The sequence below is a fragment of the Paraburkholderia sp. CNPSo 3272 genome, from assembly GCF_024206495.1.
Lineage (GTDB): Bacteria > Pseudomonadota > Gammaproteobacteria > Burkholderiales > Burkholderiaceae > Paraburkholderia.
Window position 1 is genome coordinate 85,794 of sequence record NZ_JAMBPQ010000011.1, and the last position, 13,883, is coordinate 99,676.

The 13,883-nt window shown below is 62.6% G+C and carries 14 protein-coding genes; 3 read left to right on the forward strand and 11 right to left on the reverse strand.

Annotation, left to right across the window (positions count from 1 at the left end):
* Nucleotides 1-22 precede the first annotated feature (22 nt).
* The 5 genes from M3I53_RS16025 to M3I53_RS16045 all read right to left on the reverse strand — a co-directional run bounded on the left by M3I53_RS16025 (nucleotide 23) and on the right by M3I53_RS16045 (nucleotide 6,160).
* Complete coding sequence (locus tag M3I53_RS16025; RefSeq protein WP_254316886.1) at nucleotides 23-2,344, reverse strand: SMC family ATPase; 2,322 nt, start codon at nucleotides 2,342-2,344, stop codon at nucleotides 23-25.
* The gene (locus M3I53_RS16030) at nucleotides 2,332-2,862 is read right to left on the reverse strand and encodes a hypothetical protein (RefSeq protein WP_254316887.1); all 531 of its coding nucleotides are present in this window, start codon (nucleotides 2,860-2,862) and stop codon (nucleotides 2,332-2,334) included. The genes M3I53_RS16025 and M3I53_RS16030 overlap by 13 nt, the downstream gene beginning before the upstream one ends.
* Before the next feature lie 241 nt (nucleotides 2,863-3,103).
* Entirely contained in the window at nucleotides 3,104-4,483 is a 1,380-nt protein-coding gene (locus M3I53_RS16035; protein WP_254316888.1) for a metallophosphatase family protein, read from the reverse strand.
* 109 nt (nucleotides 4,484-4,592) lie between these two features.
* A complete protein-coding gene (locus tag M3I53_RS16040; protein ID WP_254316889.1) occupies nucleotides 4,593-5,894 on the reverse strand; it encodes a hypothetical protein in 1,302 nt (433 codons plus the stop codon).
* The gene (locus M3I53_RS16045; protein ID WP_254316890.1) at nucleotides 5,891-6,160 is read right to left on the reverse strand and encodes a hypothetical protein; all 270 of its coding nucleotides are present in this window, start codon (nucleotides 6,158-6,160) and stop codon (nucleotides 5,891-5,893) included. Before M3I53_RS16045 ends, M3I53_RS16040 begins: the two co-directional genes overlap by 4 nt.
* Nucleotides 6,161-6,803: 643 nt before the next feature.
* Between M3I53_RS16045 and M3I53_RS16050 the strand changes: the two genes are divergently transcribed.
* The 3 genes from M3I53_RS16050 (at nucleotide 6,804) to M3I53_RS16060 (ending at nucleotide 8,717) form a co-directional block, all read left to right on the forward strand.
* Nucleotides 6,804-7,418 (forward strand): DUF1845 domain-containing protein, encoded by a 615-nt coding sequence (locus M3I53_RS16050; protein ID WP_254316891.1) that lies wholly within the window; start codon nucleotides 6,804-6,806, stop codon nucleotides 7,416-7,418.
* Between the two features lie 83 nt (nucleotides 7,419-7,501).
* Nucleotides 7,502-8,290 carry a hypothetical protein gene (locus M3I53_RS16055; protein WP_254316892.1) on the forward strand — a complete coding sequence of 263 codons (789 nt, stop codon included), beginning with the start codon at nucleotides 7,502-7,504 and terminating at the stop codon, nucleotides 8,288-8,290.
* 13 nt (nucleotides 8,291-8,303) lie between these two features.
* The gene (locus M3I53_RS16060) at nucleotides 8,304-8,717 is read left to right on the forward strand and encodes a polymer-forming cytoskeletal protein (RefSeq protein WP_254316893.1); all 414 of its coding nucleotides are present in this window, start codon (nucleotides 8,304-8,306) and stop codon (nucleotides 8,715-8,717) included.
* Nucleotides 8,718-9,266: 549 nt separating this feature from the next.
* Here M3I53_RS16060 and M3I53_RS16065 read toward each other — a convergent pair.
* The 6 genes from M3I53_RS16065 to M3I53_RS16090 all read right to left on the reverse strand — a co-directional run bounded on the left by M3I53_RS16065 (nucleotide 9,267) and on the right by M3I53_RS16090 (nucleotide 13,872).
* The gene (locus M3I53_RS16065) at nucleotides 9,267-9,638 is read right to left on the reverse strand and encodes a hypothetical protein (protein WP_254316894.1); all 372 of its coding nucleotides are present in this window, start codon (nucleotides 9,636-9,638) and stop codon (nucleotides 9,267-9,269) included.
* Nucleotides 9,639-9,690: 52 nt separating this feature from the next.
* Complete coding sequence (locus M3I53_RS16070) at nucleotides 9,691-11,403, reverse strand: ATP-dependent helicase (protein WP_254316895.1); 1,713 nt, start codon at nucleotides 11,401-11,403, stop codon at nucleotides 9,691-9,693.
* Between the two features lie 10 nt (nucleotides 11,404-11,413).
* Nucleotides 11,414-12,307: an ATPase gene (locus M3I53_RS16075; RefSeq protein WP_254316896.1), complete on the reverse strand. Its 894-nt coding sequence runs from the start codon at nucleotides 12,305-12,307 to the stop codon at nucleotides 11,414-11,416.
* 234 nt (nucleotides 12,308-12,541) lie between these two features.
* A complete protein-coding gene (locus M3I53_RS16080; protein ID WP_254316897.1) occupies nucleotides 12,542-13,141 on the reverse strand; it encodes a DUF4400 domain-containing protein in 600 nt (199 codons plus the stop codon).
* Nucleotides 13,134-13,394, reverse strand: coding sequence for a hypothetical protein (locus tag M3I53_RS16085; protein WP_254316898.1), 261 nt, complete (start codon nucleotides 13,392-13,394; stop codon nucleotides 13,134-13,136). The genes M3I53_RS16080 and M3I53_RS16085 overlap by 8 nt, the downstream gene beginning before the upstream one ends.
* On the reverse strand, nucleotides 13,351-13,872 hold the full coding sequence (locus tag M3I53_RS16090; protein WP_254316899.1) for a hypothetical protein: 522 nt from the start codon (nucleotides 13,870-13,872) through the stop codon (nucleotides 13,351-13,353). Before M3I53_RS16090 ends, M3I53_RS16085 begins: the two co-directional genes overlap by 44 nt.
* Nucleotides 13,873-13,883 lie beyond the last annotated feature (11 nt).

The window sequence follows — 13,883 nt, forward strand, 5'->3', positions numbered from 1 at the left end:
CCACAAGGGTTAAAAAGAAAAGTCATGCGGCAAGCGCTTCTACATCGATGACGTCATCCGCCTCGAGAACAAGGTCAGGTGTCTGCGAGATAAAGAATTCCCGCTCGTATCCGCCTTGCCGGAGGACCTCGCGTTTCATCTTCATGAACTGCACCTTTCGCACGGGGTCCAGCGGGCCGTCTGATTCGTCGCTGAACAACGTCTGGCACGGTTGCCCCGCATTGCGCGCGAGATACAGCGCAATGCCACGAGTCAGGCTCTCGTTGATCCATACCTTCTGCCCACCCGACATCACCGATACGGCCTTGGTGCTGTCGTTGTCGGCGTCATGGACAAGAATCTCGAAGCCTTCACGCAGATCGCCCGACGCGAGCTCGCGTTGCGTGCGAATCGCGACGGTGAAGCGCGGGCCATAGCACGCAAGCAGCAGGTCATTGACCGTCTGCGTGAGCGCGGGGCCAGCATCGTCGATCGTCAGTGCTATGACGCCGTCATTGCCGAGCCCCTTTGCCAGCAGCTTCCAGTTCGCGATTTCGTCGGACAGGCGTACCGCCCTCTCCTGCGTCGCACCAAAGCCATCCAGTTCCGCCTTCATTGCCTCGCGCTGTGTTTCACGCGTTGCGTGCTGACGGATGAGCGCCTCGATACGCGCATCGAGAGCCGTGCTGGCCTCCCGGTTTGCGAGCAGTTGCCGGTCGAGTTCCCCGATTGCGGCCGTGACATCGAAAGCTGAGAGCCTTGAAATTTCGGCATCGATATCGCGCAGCACCGCCTGCAGGCGCGTCGTTTCGGCCTCCCGGCGTTCAGCGACCTGCACCAGTTGCACATCGACGTCGGAAAGATCCGCCTTTGCCTGTGCCATGCCGTTCGCGGCTGCTTCGAGAAGCGGCTTGCGTGCGGCGAGAGCAGTGGCTGACTCGAAAGCGCGCCGGGCCGACGTGAGTGCCACGTTGGCCAAACGAAGCTGTTCGCGTAGGGGCGCAAGGCGTGCCACGACGGGAGTCAGATCATCAGCAAGCGCCTTCTTCTCGCGATAGCTCCTGCGAAGTGCTTCGACTGCGATGCGCTGTTCACCAGCCCGCCCCGACGCATCACGCGCCTGGGCTAGCAGCGGACAGGTCGCATGCATGGCATGGCCAGCGCACGGAACCTGGTCTACAACGGCGGCTTGCTGTTGCAGCATCGTGAGCAGCGCAGCCTTCGTTGACCCTTGCGCCTGCAGCCCTTCGAGGGCCGCATTTGCTTCGGTCAACGCCGTCTGCTTCGGCTCGAGGCCGGCGATCTCGGATTGAAGCGCTTGAAGCTGCGCCTCCAGCCTTCCGATCTCCAGCTGCGCCTGATCACATTGCGCCTGCGCGCCTTCGATCGAAGCACGCTGAGCTAGTGTCGTCTCATGTGCGGCGATGCCCTTCACGAGCGTCGTGCGTCGATCGTTGAGGCGCCGCGTCAGTTCTGTCGCATCCGACTGGATGGATGCGAGAGACTTTTGCGTGTCACCGCGCTGCTTCGCCAGTTCGCGCAGGCGTGCCTCTGCCGTTGCCGACTCGGCCTGCTTTGCCGCGAGCGTGGCGCGCTGCTGCCCGAGCGTCTGCGCGGTGGCCAGAAGGCCCTCGCGCTCGCGCCGTGCAGTTGCGATCGACTCTGCGTCCGTTGTGATCGCCCGTTCCATCTGCGCGAGCGAATCGCGCTTCAGGGACAGGGACGCGAGTTCGCGCTGGATGCCATCGAGCTTGACACCAAGGATCTTCGCGACGTCCGCAGCTTTCGCCGAAAGTGTGCGTAGATGGTCGATGTGCAGCAGTTCGGCCAGCAGCGACTTGATCTCGCCTGCGTTGTAGGACGCAAGCGGTCGCCGGTTTTGCGCGGAGAACACGCTCGTAAAAAACGATTCGAGCGAGCCGCACACGGATTCGACACAGCGGTCATAGGTGTCCGCCTTGCCGTCAGAACGTGTGCCATCGGTCGCCACAAACGGCTGCCAGAATCCGGCCCTGTCGAGCCATGCGAGGAAGTACTCCGCCTTGCCGGTCTTGCCTGGCTTGCGGAAGGCGAACGTTGAGCGGTAGCGCACGTTGGCGTGCTCCCATTCGAAGATCTTCTGCGCCTGGACGCCACAGAGGTGGTCCCAGTACGAGAAGGCGTCGACGGAGAGCTTCGCGGCGTGCGAAGGCATGATGCGGTACGGGTGCAGGTTGTCCATGAGGGTGGATTTCCCTGCGCCGTTTGCGCCCTTGAGCGCAATCAGCCCCGTTGGCAACGCCTGCAGGTCGAGAGTCACGCTGTCGCGCTTCATCCCGTCGCGCACACCGATAAACCCTTCGAGCGTGAGGATCAGCGGTCGCATGGCATACCCTCCCCGACCGGCGAGTCGTGCAGGTAGTCGGACGGCAGCCAGGGCACATCGTCATCGTCAGGGAACGGCGCGGCGATCACCGGATCGATCGGCTCAGGTGCCGGCACGATCGTGCCGTCAATGGCGCGTTCGAGCGCCGTGCAGGCCGCGCGAAACCGGGTACCTGCCAGTTTCAGCAGTTGTTCCCAGCTGTCACACGCCGTGAGCGCTTTCAGTTCGCGAGGCGACCACTGGCTCGCATAGCCGTGGCTATGCGACCAGAGCAGATTCGTCATCTCGACGTCAGGCGCCACGACGAGCTCAAGCTCGGCGGCGTCATCTTCATGGACCATCACGACAAAGCCGTGGCGGACCGCAATCACGGCACCGCGCGCGGGACCGTAGGGTTGATGGAAAAGCCCCGCAGTAAATCCGGCGTGCTTCACGAGAAGCTGCTGGATCTCGCGTGCGGGAGACGTTGCATTGAAATGCTGGACCCAGTCGGGACCAGCGGGATAAAGACCAAACATGGGGAACACTCCAGAGTAAAAGGACGGAGTGCGCCCCCTTCGGGAGATCGCTCCCCGTCAGGGTCAAAAAAGAAAATGGATGCAGCAGTTGCTGCGATCGATGCGCCGGTGGCGCGGGTGAACCTTGTTCCGGCAGTGCGCTCATCGAGAAACCGCGAGCGCACTGGCGGGACACAGCTGTGTCCACGAGTGAGCGGGCCGTACGGGCCCCGCCCACTGGTTGGCGGCTAATGTTGCCTGCTTAAGCCGCAAAGAGATCGCCTTCCAGCCAGTCGAGAGCCTCGCCTGTGTTCCCGCTCACGCTGGACGCGGGCGAGACAACGACACGAGAACCGTCCGGCCGGACCGCATCGGACGGCGTGCCCGCGACAAGTGCCAGCGGTGTGGCCGCTGGCGACTGGTCGAGTTGCGCCATCACGGCGTCGGCGATCGCGTTCGCATCGCCGGTATCGAGCAGTTGCAGACGCTCGAGAACCGGTGCCGCGTTCACGTCGGCGACTTCACACCACCTGCCGAGCTTTGCGTCGACCGATGTCTCCAGGCTGATGCCCTGTGCGCGACTGCGCACGACCGGGAGAATGCGGGGTTCGAGCTTCACGCCCTGCGCGTTCGCGAACATTGCTTCAATTGCAGCACGGTCGACCGACTGCCGGTGCTCCTCATCGACCTGCCAGCGAACGCGCACAAACGCGTCGCCAGTATCGCTCGCAAACTGCGCGAGTCGTTCCATGTCGGGCGGACCATCAAAGTCGATGCAAAGCATGCGGCGCGCGGGCGTTGGGACCAGTTCAGCCGAGGCCGAATGGGTATCCACTTCCCATAGCAGGTAACCCTTCTCGCCCTGCTCGCCGAAGTGAAAGCGACCGATCGATCCCGCATACGCGATCAACGACCCACCGCGCTCCCATGACTGGAACTTGTGGATATGACCGAGCATGAACGCCGAGCACTGCGCGTCGAAGAGCGCCGAGAGCGAGAACTCGTGATCGAGCCCCGCCATCGTGACACCGTGCTCCGTTTCGCAGCCGACTACCGTACCGTGCGAGATGCCCACAGTCGCGATGCCTGCTTCACGCAGACGCGCATTCACCTGCCCCGACGCTGCCAGATACGTCGAGAGTACGTCGCCGAGATCCGTCGCCGCGACGAGTGCGCCAACACTCGCTGCGAACTGCCCTTTATTGACGGTCGGCAGACAGGTGAAAACGGCGTCGGGTTGCATCGCCACTACCTGCGCGAATTCGCGTTCGTTGAACAACGGCCCCGCCGATGCGAGGAAGCGTCCATTCGCAAACGCAACCTGCTGGATGCGGCTTGCGATGAACACCTCGTTGGTCGAGCCCATGAGCGCAAAAATGTCCAGCGTGCCGGGTGGCTCATGCGAGAACGTGCCCTGCAGCATGATCACGGGCATCGAGGCCGCGAGACGGTGAATCCGACGCGCGAGCGTGACGAGCGCCGGTGAATGAGCGTCGAGTCGATGGTCAGTCGAATCACCGGACACGACAGCTACGCGCGCACCTCGCATGATCGCGTCGTGAGTAGCGGAACTGAAACAGCGGTCCGCTTCGTCGAGTCGCTCAGGCGAGTAATGCAGGTCAGAAAAATGTGCGATCTTCAAGGCGCACCTCCGTAAACGAAAAGTGGCCGCCGGATGGCAGCCTCAATGGGATGAACGCCGTCGTACGGCGAAGGAAGAGTCAGTCAGCCCTGCGAGGGGCCGGCCATGGTCAGTCACGCATCGCCGCACGAACCGCACTCTCGATTTCGCGATCAAGCTTTTCGCGATTCTCGAGTGCGCCTTCGAGACGAGCGTTCATGCCGTCGACGTCGGCGAGGCGTTGTACCCAGCCTCTGCCGTAAGTTGCGTGAGCGAAGACCCGGAAGTCGCGCTGCCGGTCCTCCACGCTCAGTCCGAGGCGGCTGAGCAAGTCCGACATGCGGTCGCGCTTTTCTTCAAGCGTTTCCGCTGTCGGCGACCCGGATGGCTGCAAGCCGAGTCCCTCGACAACCTCATGAGCATCGCTCGCGGCACCTGCTGGCCCTCCTGCTGGCGTGAGCGGGTACACGTTGGTCGCACCCTCAAGCAGCGCCGCAGCCTCCGACGCAACAGCGATCGCCGGCGGATGATCTTCCGCGCCGTCGAGCAACGCACTGATGTCGATATCCGCGTCGAGCACGGTGAGCATCTGCATCTGACGCACTGGCTCGCTTTGCTCGTTGATTCGCGTGATCTCAAATTCGCGCTTCGAGATCCAGAACCGCGTGCCGGTGAGCTTGCCCCGCGCTAGCGCCACGGTTTGCATCGCCGAATACGCTTTCTGGAGCACGTAGATCGAGTTCGTCGGTAGCTCGATGAGGCCGAGCCCCTTGATCTCGGGGACCGCGAAGATGAAGCGCGCCGAGAGGTTGCATTGCCGCGCCTGATACTGCGGGCACCCCTGCGGATTGCACACGCCGTCGGGTATCGCGTTGTCCTGCCGCAGCATGATCGAACGGGGTCCGAAATTGCGTTGCGCCCGCTGGGCCCGTACGTCGCGTTCCGGCTTTTCGTACTGCTTGCAGAAGCGTGTGCCATCGGCGCCGTACTCGGAGAAGAACTTCCGCCCGGTCGTGCCCCACGTCGCCATCTCGTTCGGGATGTTGGCCATCCAGTCGTTGAAGGCGAAGACAACGGGGAAACGATAGAGCTTCCGACCGTCGCCGCGATCCTCGCCATAGAGGCGCAGGATTTCGTCGGCCACATCCGGGTTGGTGAAGTCGGATCGACGGCAGGTGAAGTACGGGACGTTGCGCGGTGCGAGCGCGTTTCTGAGCTTGCAGCGCCGCTCGATCTCGTCGCCGATTTTCTCGAATGACTCGCCAGCAGCGACGAGTTGCTCGTAGAGCTTGACTGCCTGTTCGTTTTGCCTCGCGGCAGACGTCAGGACCTTGATGCCGGGACGAATCCGGCCGATGACGGGGGCGCGTGGTGCACGCTCCTCGACGATGCTGCGCACGGGCGCAGCGCCCAACGGAACAACAGCGTTCATGAGGGTTTCCTCGCAAGAAAGAAGATCGCCGAGGTGCGCATCTCGCTGGCCGACTGCTCCAGGTTCGATGCCGCCGCCTCTCCGCGGCGTGTGGCGATATGGGACAGGAAAACGCGGCGCTCGCCGTCGGCAAGCATCGCGATCTGGGCGACCTCACAGCGCGCGCGCCAGGCGCCCGTTGTGGTGTCGGTAGTCGCGCGTTCGCTTTCGATCGTGCTGCTGATCGTGTCGGCGATGCGCTGGTCAAGGCCATTGGGAAGAAGCATGGGAGCGTCTCCAGACAGGGAATGTAAAAACACAGGACGAAAAAAAACGCGCTCCCCTGGCAAGAGGAACGCGTTCTGGATTCGGATAAAGATGACCCATGCGCCACGTCCCTTTCGGGGACGTGGCGCACAGGGAGCCGTGAGGCTCATAGCAGGGAACGTTAGGTCGTTCCCGGCGCGACATGATCACGTCGCGCGAACAGCCCTTTTCCGAAAACATGAGTTTTCGCCGCAGGTTCACGGGTCAGTCCACTTCGATCGTTCTACCCAGATGGGTCTGGAGAGAGACACCCGAATATCCGGGCTCGAACGATGTCGCGGCGCAAATGAATGCGGCCGGCGACGAGTATCACGACTGACGAGAGGGGAGCAGGTGGCGAGCCGCTCAGCACGAGAGATATTCCACACCAGCAGCCAGCTGGTCGGAGCATGCCGTAAAGGCACGACTTGAGGCAGAAGATGGACTCCGGGCTACGGAGTCGAGGTCGATGCGTCAGGAGACGCGAGCAATGGAGTCAGTATCGCCAAAAAAACGTGGGTGTGTCCCTGGAATGGTGGCCAATATCGTGCAGCTTTTGCCGGAAATCTGCAGACGAATCAGGAACACAATGACAGGTGAGAGAGACCACACCCGAACAACATCATGGCCGCCGTTCTTGAAACTGCGCCGCAACCGGAGGAAACCCCCGGCAACGCGGCACAGGGCGGGGCGCCCGACGCACCCGCCCCGCTCACCGCTGTTCCTTCAGGCACCGGGCTCAAACCCATCGAGCGCCTGACGAGCGATACACGCTACGCGAAGATCATCCCGGATTCCGCCCAGGTGACGACGCTGAAGTACAGCTCCATTTTCGTCCGGACATTTCTCCGTTCGGACTACAACTTTTGCGCCTCAAAGATTTCGGTCGCTCGAGACGGCAAGCTGCGCGCGCTCGACCACGCTATCCGGGAGACGACCGAGTGGTTCACGAAGGCGATCGTATGGACCGAGCAGCTCGGCGCTCGCCATCTCCCGCGACGGTACGAGACGATTGAACTCGAAGTCAAACGTCCGCTCGCCGGCCAGCTTGTCCGGTGCCTGACCCAGTACGAGCGCCTGTTCGCCCGCGCATGGTCGGCCCACGCATCGCACCTGCTTAGCCAGGAGCGATGCACGGCCACACTGGCAAACGCCGAGAAGAAACTCAATCGCATCACGCTGCTGTGCGTGCCCGACAACGAAGAGTACGACTTCGACGGCACGCGCCGCGAAGGCTGACCCCCGCAAGACGGCTGATTGTTCCGGCTTGACTTCCACGCCGGACGGCTACGCTCGACAGTACCCCACTGAGGAGAACGTCCATGGAAATCGACCTTCGCGAGGTTCACGCGCTGCATGCGCGCTTTGCCCGCGAACACTTTGTCATCGACCTGGAAAATCAGGTCAAGGCCCTGCCCGCGCCGCTGCTGCTTGCGCACGAACCTGCGGCCAGCACGTCGGCCGTGCGGCGGGCGTGGAATGCGCGTTGGCGGCTTGGCCGCACGGCGCTTATGGTTGCGGGCGGCGCTGCCGTCTGTGGCTTACTGGGCATGGGCGTGGCCCGCCTCATTCCGTTAGTCCACGGCGATCGCTCTCACGTTGCAGCTTCAACGGACCTGCACGCCACTTCCTCGGCGAGAGTGGATATTCCGACCGAGGCTTCCGTGCCGGCCGCATCGGCGCCAGCCCTAACATCGCAGGACCAGCTCACGGGGCCTGGTCGTGCTAACTGGAGCGCCGCCGTTGATCCGGCCACCGTGCTCCGGCAGGCGCCCCAAACCCGTGAAAGCGTGCCGACGAGTCCCGTGATGTCGGCGAGCGCACCGGACGAACAGAAGGCGCTTGCCTCCCCGCTGCGCCAGCACGTCGTGCAGGTGCCGCAACCTCAAACGAGCGCGCCGGCAGCAGTCAAACCGGTGCCGGCTGCCGCGCCGAATGCTGCTGTAACTCCTGCCCAGCCCAAGGAAGATCAACCGGCGCCGCGACCAGTCGTGCGTCACGTGGGCCGCCCTCACACCTCACCGGCGCGAACGGAGCAGCAACCGAGCGTCGAAACCGCGAAGTCTCCGGCAGCACCGGGGCAGCGCAACGGCGACGTACAACTCTTCTGAAGGACACCGGACCATGAAATCGCAACACACGCTCAATGTCACGCTTCTCGCGCCCGGTTCCACGATCGAGGGAAATTTGATCCTCGACCACGGCGTTAGCCTATTCGGGATCGTCGACGGAAACCTGATCAGCAACGAAGGGCTGCTCCATGTCGGCGCAGGCGGGCTGGTGAAAGGTCAGATCGAGGGCGAGCACGTGCGCATCGACGGCACGGTCGAGGGCGACCTGCGCGCACGCGGTTCGCTGGAGATCAACGGCCGCGTGAGAGGGAACATTTTCTACTGCGGGACCATCAGGCTTGGCGAGCGCGCCTCGCTCGAAGGTCAGCTGAAACGCGTCGCGCGCGAACTCACAATAGACGGCGCGGTCGCGCCCGAGAACTCGAACGTCCAGCACCTCCCGCGAGCATCAACCGGCTCAGCGTAATCTCGTCGTCGTATTAACCGTTAGGCGCAGTCATTGTCTCCAATGTGAAACACATGACAGGCCCACCTATGTGTTCAGACGACGGGAGTCTGGGGGACGGATTCGGCGCCGGGTCGTGAGGGCGGGGGGGTAAACTCCAACCGATAAAGTCGACACGACGAGCGCCTTATTCGTGATCAAGCCGTGGCAGGTCCGTTAGCCTTCGGCCCCCATCGGAATCAGTGGCCACCGTCTCGATGCTTTGGCGTCCGGCGTCGTCGACGACAGAGCGGACTTCCGGACCTGCGACGCGCTGCCCATCCAGCGGAAAGACCGTTACGACGGTGTCGCCCTTAGCCAGTGCGTCTACCACTTCGATTACAGGCGATGCGTGCGGTGTGACCTCAAATTGGTCTCCGCTCACGGACACCTGCCCCCAAAGCACGTGTGTAACCCTTTCCGGATTCCCACCCACCCGAACCGCCGTTATAGCGTGCACAGCCATCGCTTTCCCTCCAGTGTTGGGGGAAATCCTAGCACGAGCGAAATCATCAGCCAGCTTCCGGCTTCTCATCCCTGTGGAGCCGTCGCCTCCTCAAAATCCAGCAGGCAAATACACGAGTCGAGATCAGAAAACCACGCATCGACCTGAGCGTAGTCAAACTTGTCGACGGCAAACACACGGCCATCACGGGCGCGAAGAATAAAAATCGCTTCGAACGCTGTCGTACCGATCATGCAGACGCCTTTGTCTTGCAGATCGCGCTCTTCGGTCGCGTCGACGATCTCGTCCGCTTTCCACAGCGAGCCTGCTTGCGAGCAGAGGCCGTTCGGATGCTTAGCGAGATAGGCGGCGAACGCCTCAGGCACCGCCACATTGAATTTCGAAGTGAACCAGCTTGCAAACCACTCAGGCGCCTGCCCGATCCCGGCTTCTGTCACGCTTTCCCCCTTACCCTGCGTCGAACGGCAGGCGAAGTAATACACATAACATTCAGACCTCGGGCACCTGCGATTCGTGGATGAAACGTGTGGGTGGATTCTTGCGGATCGAAGTGATCGTGAGTGTTTCGCGGGCGCGTGTCATCGCGACGTAGAACAGTCGCCGCTCCTCCGATTCAGGGCTTTTCTGGTCGGGCACCACGTTCTCCTCCGACCGCGTGATCCACACATGGTCCCACTCGAGACCCTTGGAGCTGTGCATCGTGGTTAAGACCAGCGCATCCGGCGCCGGCTCGTTGTTCGCCCGCTTCAGGAACTCGATGCGTTCGCTGAAAGAGCCATTCAGGCGGGAAATCACGTCGTAGGTCGCGAGGATCGCGCGCTCCGCGGCTTCCTTGCGCACGTACAGCATCATCCACTCCCGCACGCCCTCAAGCGCGAGTGAATAGAACTGCCTCTCGCATAGCGCCTGCCATTCTGCAAGGCGCTTCATGAAACCACGATAGGCCGTTGCGGTGTCCTCGGACAGGCCAAACGCGATCAGATCCTTTTTCTGCTTCTGCGCGAGCGTCGCACCCATGGCGTTGTGCAGGGCCGTCAGGTCGCGCGTGCTCATGCCCGCATAGCCAAGTACCGCGTCCAGACCGTTGAGCTTTATCCGCTGGACGATTTGCAGCAGATTGCACATGAGCGCGCCCTCGGGCTGGTCGAGCACGGAGCGGCCTGACGCGCGGTAATACTTCACGCCATACGAGCGGCACACTGACTCTATCGGGTCCAGCGCCCGGTTGGTGCGGGAGAGAATCGCGCACGACTGCCCGGCGGCGAGCAGCGGCTTCAGCGCCTCGACGGCGGCCGCGGCGTCATCGTATTCGTCGTTGAACCGGCGAGCCACGACGGTACCGCCCGCACCCTTTTCCGCATGCAGCACCTTCGCGATCCGGTCTGTGTTGTGCTGGATGAGCCGGTCGGCGGCGGCGAGGATCTCGGACCGGCAACGATAGTTGCTGCCGAGGACGACGCGTTGGGCGTCGAATTTCGTGGCGAAGCCCTCCATGCCACGAAACCCCATCGCTGCGCGGAACCCATAGATGCTCTGATCGTCGTCGCCCACGACGGTCACGCGCGCGCCGGCGGCAGCGTGTAATTCCACCCAGCGGTATTGCAGTGGGTCAGTGTCCTGGAACTCGTCGACCAGCAGATCGGTGAATGCGTAGGGTTCGATATCGCCCGACTCCATGCCAGCGATCGCGAGACGCAGCATGTCCTGGAAGTCGATCTTGCCGTTTCGCGCGAGTGCGTCCTCATATGCTTCGTACAGGATAGCCTCGGGCGACCCCTCGATCGCGTGCGTGATGCCCGTTTTGAGTTGCTCGATGACGGGTACCGCTTCCTCGACCTTCCAGTTCAGACCGGTCTCGGCAAGCACGCGCATCAGCAGGCCGGTGCGGTCGCCGTCCGACGCGATGTCGCGACGCTTACCACCCGGGCGTCCGATCTGCCTGAATCCCAACGAGTGGAACGTACCGGCGATCAGCCGGGCCTTCGCGCTTGCGCCGGCAAGCGTGAGAATGCGATCTCGCAACTCCATCGCCGCATCCTTGCTGAATGTGACAGCCCCAACCCTGCTGCCGGGCGCGGCGAGCAGTGATGCGGCCTTGGACGCGATCGTTTTCGTTTTGCCGGCGCCCGGGCACGCCACGGCCAGGCAATGCCGCTGTGCCTGTGCGACTTCGAGCTGCCGGGGGTTAAGGCCGTCGAGCATGGCGCGTCACTCAGAGGCCGCGAACGGAGGTCATCAGGCGCAGATGGGTCATGTAGCCGCGCACGCCAACCGGATGGAACTTGCGTAGAAAACGCGCGGTTTCCTCATCGACGTCGGACTGGTCGCGCACGCCGTTCCAGACCAGAAAATCGAATTGATCCATCACCTTGTCGAAACGCGTGATGACGGACAGCAGGCGCATGGCGAAGCGCGAGAACGCCTCGACCTCGATCTCGAGCGACGGCTTCGTGACGGCAGGACGGAACACGATATCGCCGCGCAGGGTCATTTCGCGTTCGGTCCGCTCGCGAAAACCGTCCGCGACCTGCAACTGCTCATCCACGTATGCTTCAATCGCTTCCACCTGCTTTTCAAACCAGGCGTTCACGCTTCCCTTGTCGCGCTCGCCAAAGGTCGCGTCGCCGAAACGTTGCATATTGATGCTCATACGGTTGAGGTACGGCCACCACTGCTCGAAAAGCGGCCGCAGGCGCGTGTGGTTCAGTCGAACCGCAGCAGGCACGATCGCGGCGCCCGAGAGCTGCCTTTCCAGCAGCTGACGGCCGATTTCGCGGCGGCGGCGGACGATCACTGCACGCTCAGCGGGCGGCAGATCGCGAAAGAAGCGACGCGTGCGTTCGACCTGCTGACGCTTGTCGTCGGCCTCCGCGTCGCTGATCATGCCTTCGCGCTGCAGCGTTGCCGCGTCGCTTTCCATCTGCTGCAGTTCGGTCTCCAGCTCGCCGTCGTCGGCGCCGTCCGTTGCAGCCGTCACGCCCGGCGCGCCAACCACGGCGGTGCCATCGGAGCGCGAGTTTTCAGCCTCGGACGTCGTCGCGAGAGGGATACCGGTGCCGGATGCCGCCGCTTCGACAAGGACAGCGTCTTCGTTGTTGGTGCTCATGGTTTCGAATTCCTGTGAAAGTTGCACGCGCACCAGCGCGCGGCATTTGCTTATTGTTGCGGCGGACAGGCGGGGCTCGCGGGCAAAACGCGTGGAAATAAAGCGGCTTTCGCGCGATAGACCGCAGCAGGACTGGCGACGACGTGCCCTCGTTTAGGCGCCTAAACGCTTAAATGCAAAAAGCTCACGTTTTTCGTGAGCTTTTCTGGAGTGGAAAGTGTTAAGCCGGACGCGTCAGGCCGACGAACTGACAATCCAGAGAAGCAACGGAAGGAAGATTGCCAGTATGGTCCACCACTGCGCGATGAGCGGCACCGGCAGCACAAGGACGACAAACGCACAGCCCAGTACGACAAGCATGCCGTGCATCGCGAGATGGAAAGACAGCGGGCTGGCGAAGCCCGCGGCGGCCGCGCGTATGCGGCGGCGCATTGTGCCGTCCACCCACCCGGCCATGCACAGCACAACTGTTCCCGCGAGCCACGCCTTCATCACTATGGCGCGATAGAGCGCGCGGTACGTCTGCATCCAGAAATGCCGTGCCCAGCCACGCGCAAAGTCCCGGGTGCCATCCGCGTCAAATCCGTCGCCACCGCCGCTCAGTGTCGCCTGGACCGCGCCGGTGGTCACGAAGAGCCGCCGAAACAGTACGTTTGTCGCGTCAACTGAACTCGACGCGCGCTCATCACCCAAGGCCAGGACTGCCGACTGCGACTCCTCATCGCTGATCGCGAACAGGCTATCTGCCGGGATGATGGGTAGAAGGACGCTGGCCAGCAGCGGAACAACAAAGAACCACCACTTCACATGTCGAACGAATCGGCTGCTAGCCATAGAGCCACGCTCCGACGCGGAAAAAGAGATACGCGGGGAACGCGATGAGGCCTGCAATACCGCACCAGAAGCGGACTGGATTGCGGACGATCACGATGGCGAGGCCATACGCCCGGGCGCCCCGTCCGCGCGCAAACTCACGCGGTGCGGGTGCGGCGGGGTCATCCTGCGCTGCGGCTGTCGTGAGCGCGCGTTGCGCGTCGTCTGGGTCAAGCCCCGACAGCAGCGCTATCAGGGTAGCTGTGAGCGACATCGTAGTCCTCAAAGTAGAGCCGGAAACCTTCGCCTGTGAGCGCGCGCGCGGCAAGCTGGAAGGCGGCGGTCTTATGCGTGATGCGTTCGGGACACGCTTCGTCGACCATCTCCGTGGTGCAATCGGGAAAGCGCGCCTCAAACACAGTTACAGGTTCAAACATTGGCGACCAGACATGAAGTCGTTCGCCCTGACGCGCCACGTATCGACGCGCGTACAGGAGGTGCGACCGACTAAAGAGGCCCTGCATGAATGCAACGTGTGGCTCGCCGGTCTTGCGTACGCGCTTGTACGCAGCCAGTCCGTCCTCAAGCATTTCGCGCATGAGCGGTTCACTCTCGCCGACAAACCGCTCGCCAATGAAGTCGGCCAGACGCGAGCATGCGAGTTCCAGTTCGGGTGCAAGCGTGAACACCGGGACGAGATGACCCGAGAGCTTGTAGTCGCGAATGATTTTCTTAAACACGGTGGAAGTCATGCCTTTTTTAT

Coding starts and splice junctions, on each gene's coding strand:
- M3I53_RS16025 (WP_254316886.1), bottom strand. CDS start 2,344: ATGCGACCGCTGATCCTCACGCTCGAAGGGTTTATCGGTGTGCGCGAC.
- M3I53_RS16030 (WP_254316887.1), bottom strand. CDS start 2,862: ATGTTTGGTCTTTATCCCGCTGGTCCCGACTGGGTCCAGCATTTCAAT.
- M3I53_RS16040 (WP_254316889.1), bottom strand. CDS start 5,894: ATGAACGCTGTTGTTCCGTTGGGCGCTGCGCCCGTGCGCAGCATCGTC.
- M3I53_RS16045 (WP_254316890.1), bottom strand. CDS start 6,160: ATGCTTCTTCCCAATGGCCTTGACCAGCGCATCGCCGACACGATCAGC.
- M3I53_RS16050 (WP_254316891.1), top strand. CDS start 6,804: ATGGCCGCCGTTCTTGAAACTGCGCCGCAACCGGAGGAAACCCCCGGC.
- M3I53_RS16055 (WP_254316892.1), top strand. CDS start 7,502: ATGGAAATCGACCTTCGCGAGGTTCACGCGCTGCATGCGCGCTTTGCC.
- M3I53_RS16060 (WP_254316893.1), top strand. CDS start 8,304: ATGAAATCGCAACACACGCTCAATGTCACGCTTCTCGCGCCCGGTTCC.
- M3I53_RS16070 (WP_254316895.1), bottom strand. CDS start 11,403: ATGCTCGACGGCCTTAACCCCCGGCAGCTCGAAGTCGCACAGGCACAG.
- M3I53_RS16075 (WP_254316896.1), bottom strand. CDS start 12,307: ATGAGCACCAACAACGAAGACGCTGTCCTTGTCGAAGCGGCGGCATCC.
- M3I53_RS16080 (WP_254316897.1), bottom strand. CDS start 13,141: ATGGCTAGCAGCCGATTCGTTCGACATGTGAAGTGGTGGTTCTTTGTT.
- M3I53_RS16085 (WP_254316898.1), bottom strand. CDS start 13,394: ATGTCGCTCACAGCTACCCTGATAGCGCTGCTGTCGGGGCTTGACCCA.
- M3I53_RS16090 (WP_254316899.1), bottom strand. CDS start 13,872: ATGACTTCCACCGTGTTTAAGAAAATCATTCGCGACTACAAGCTCTCG.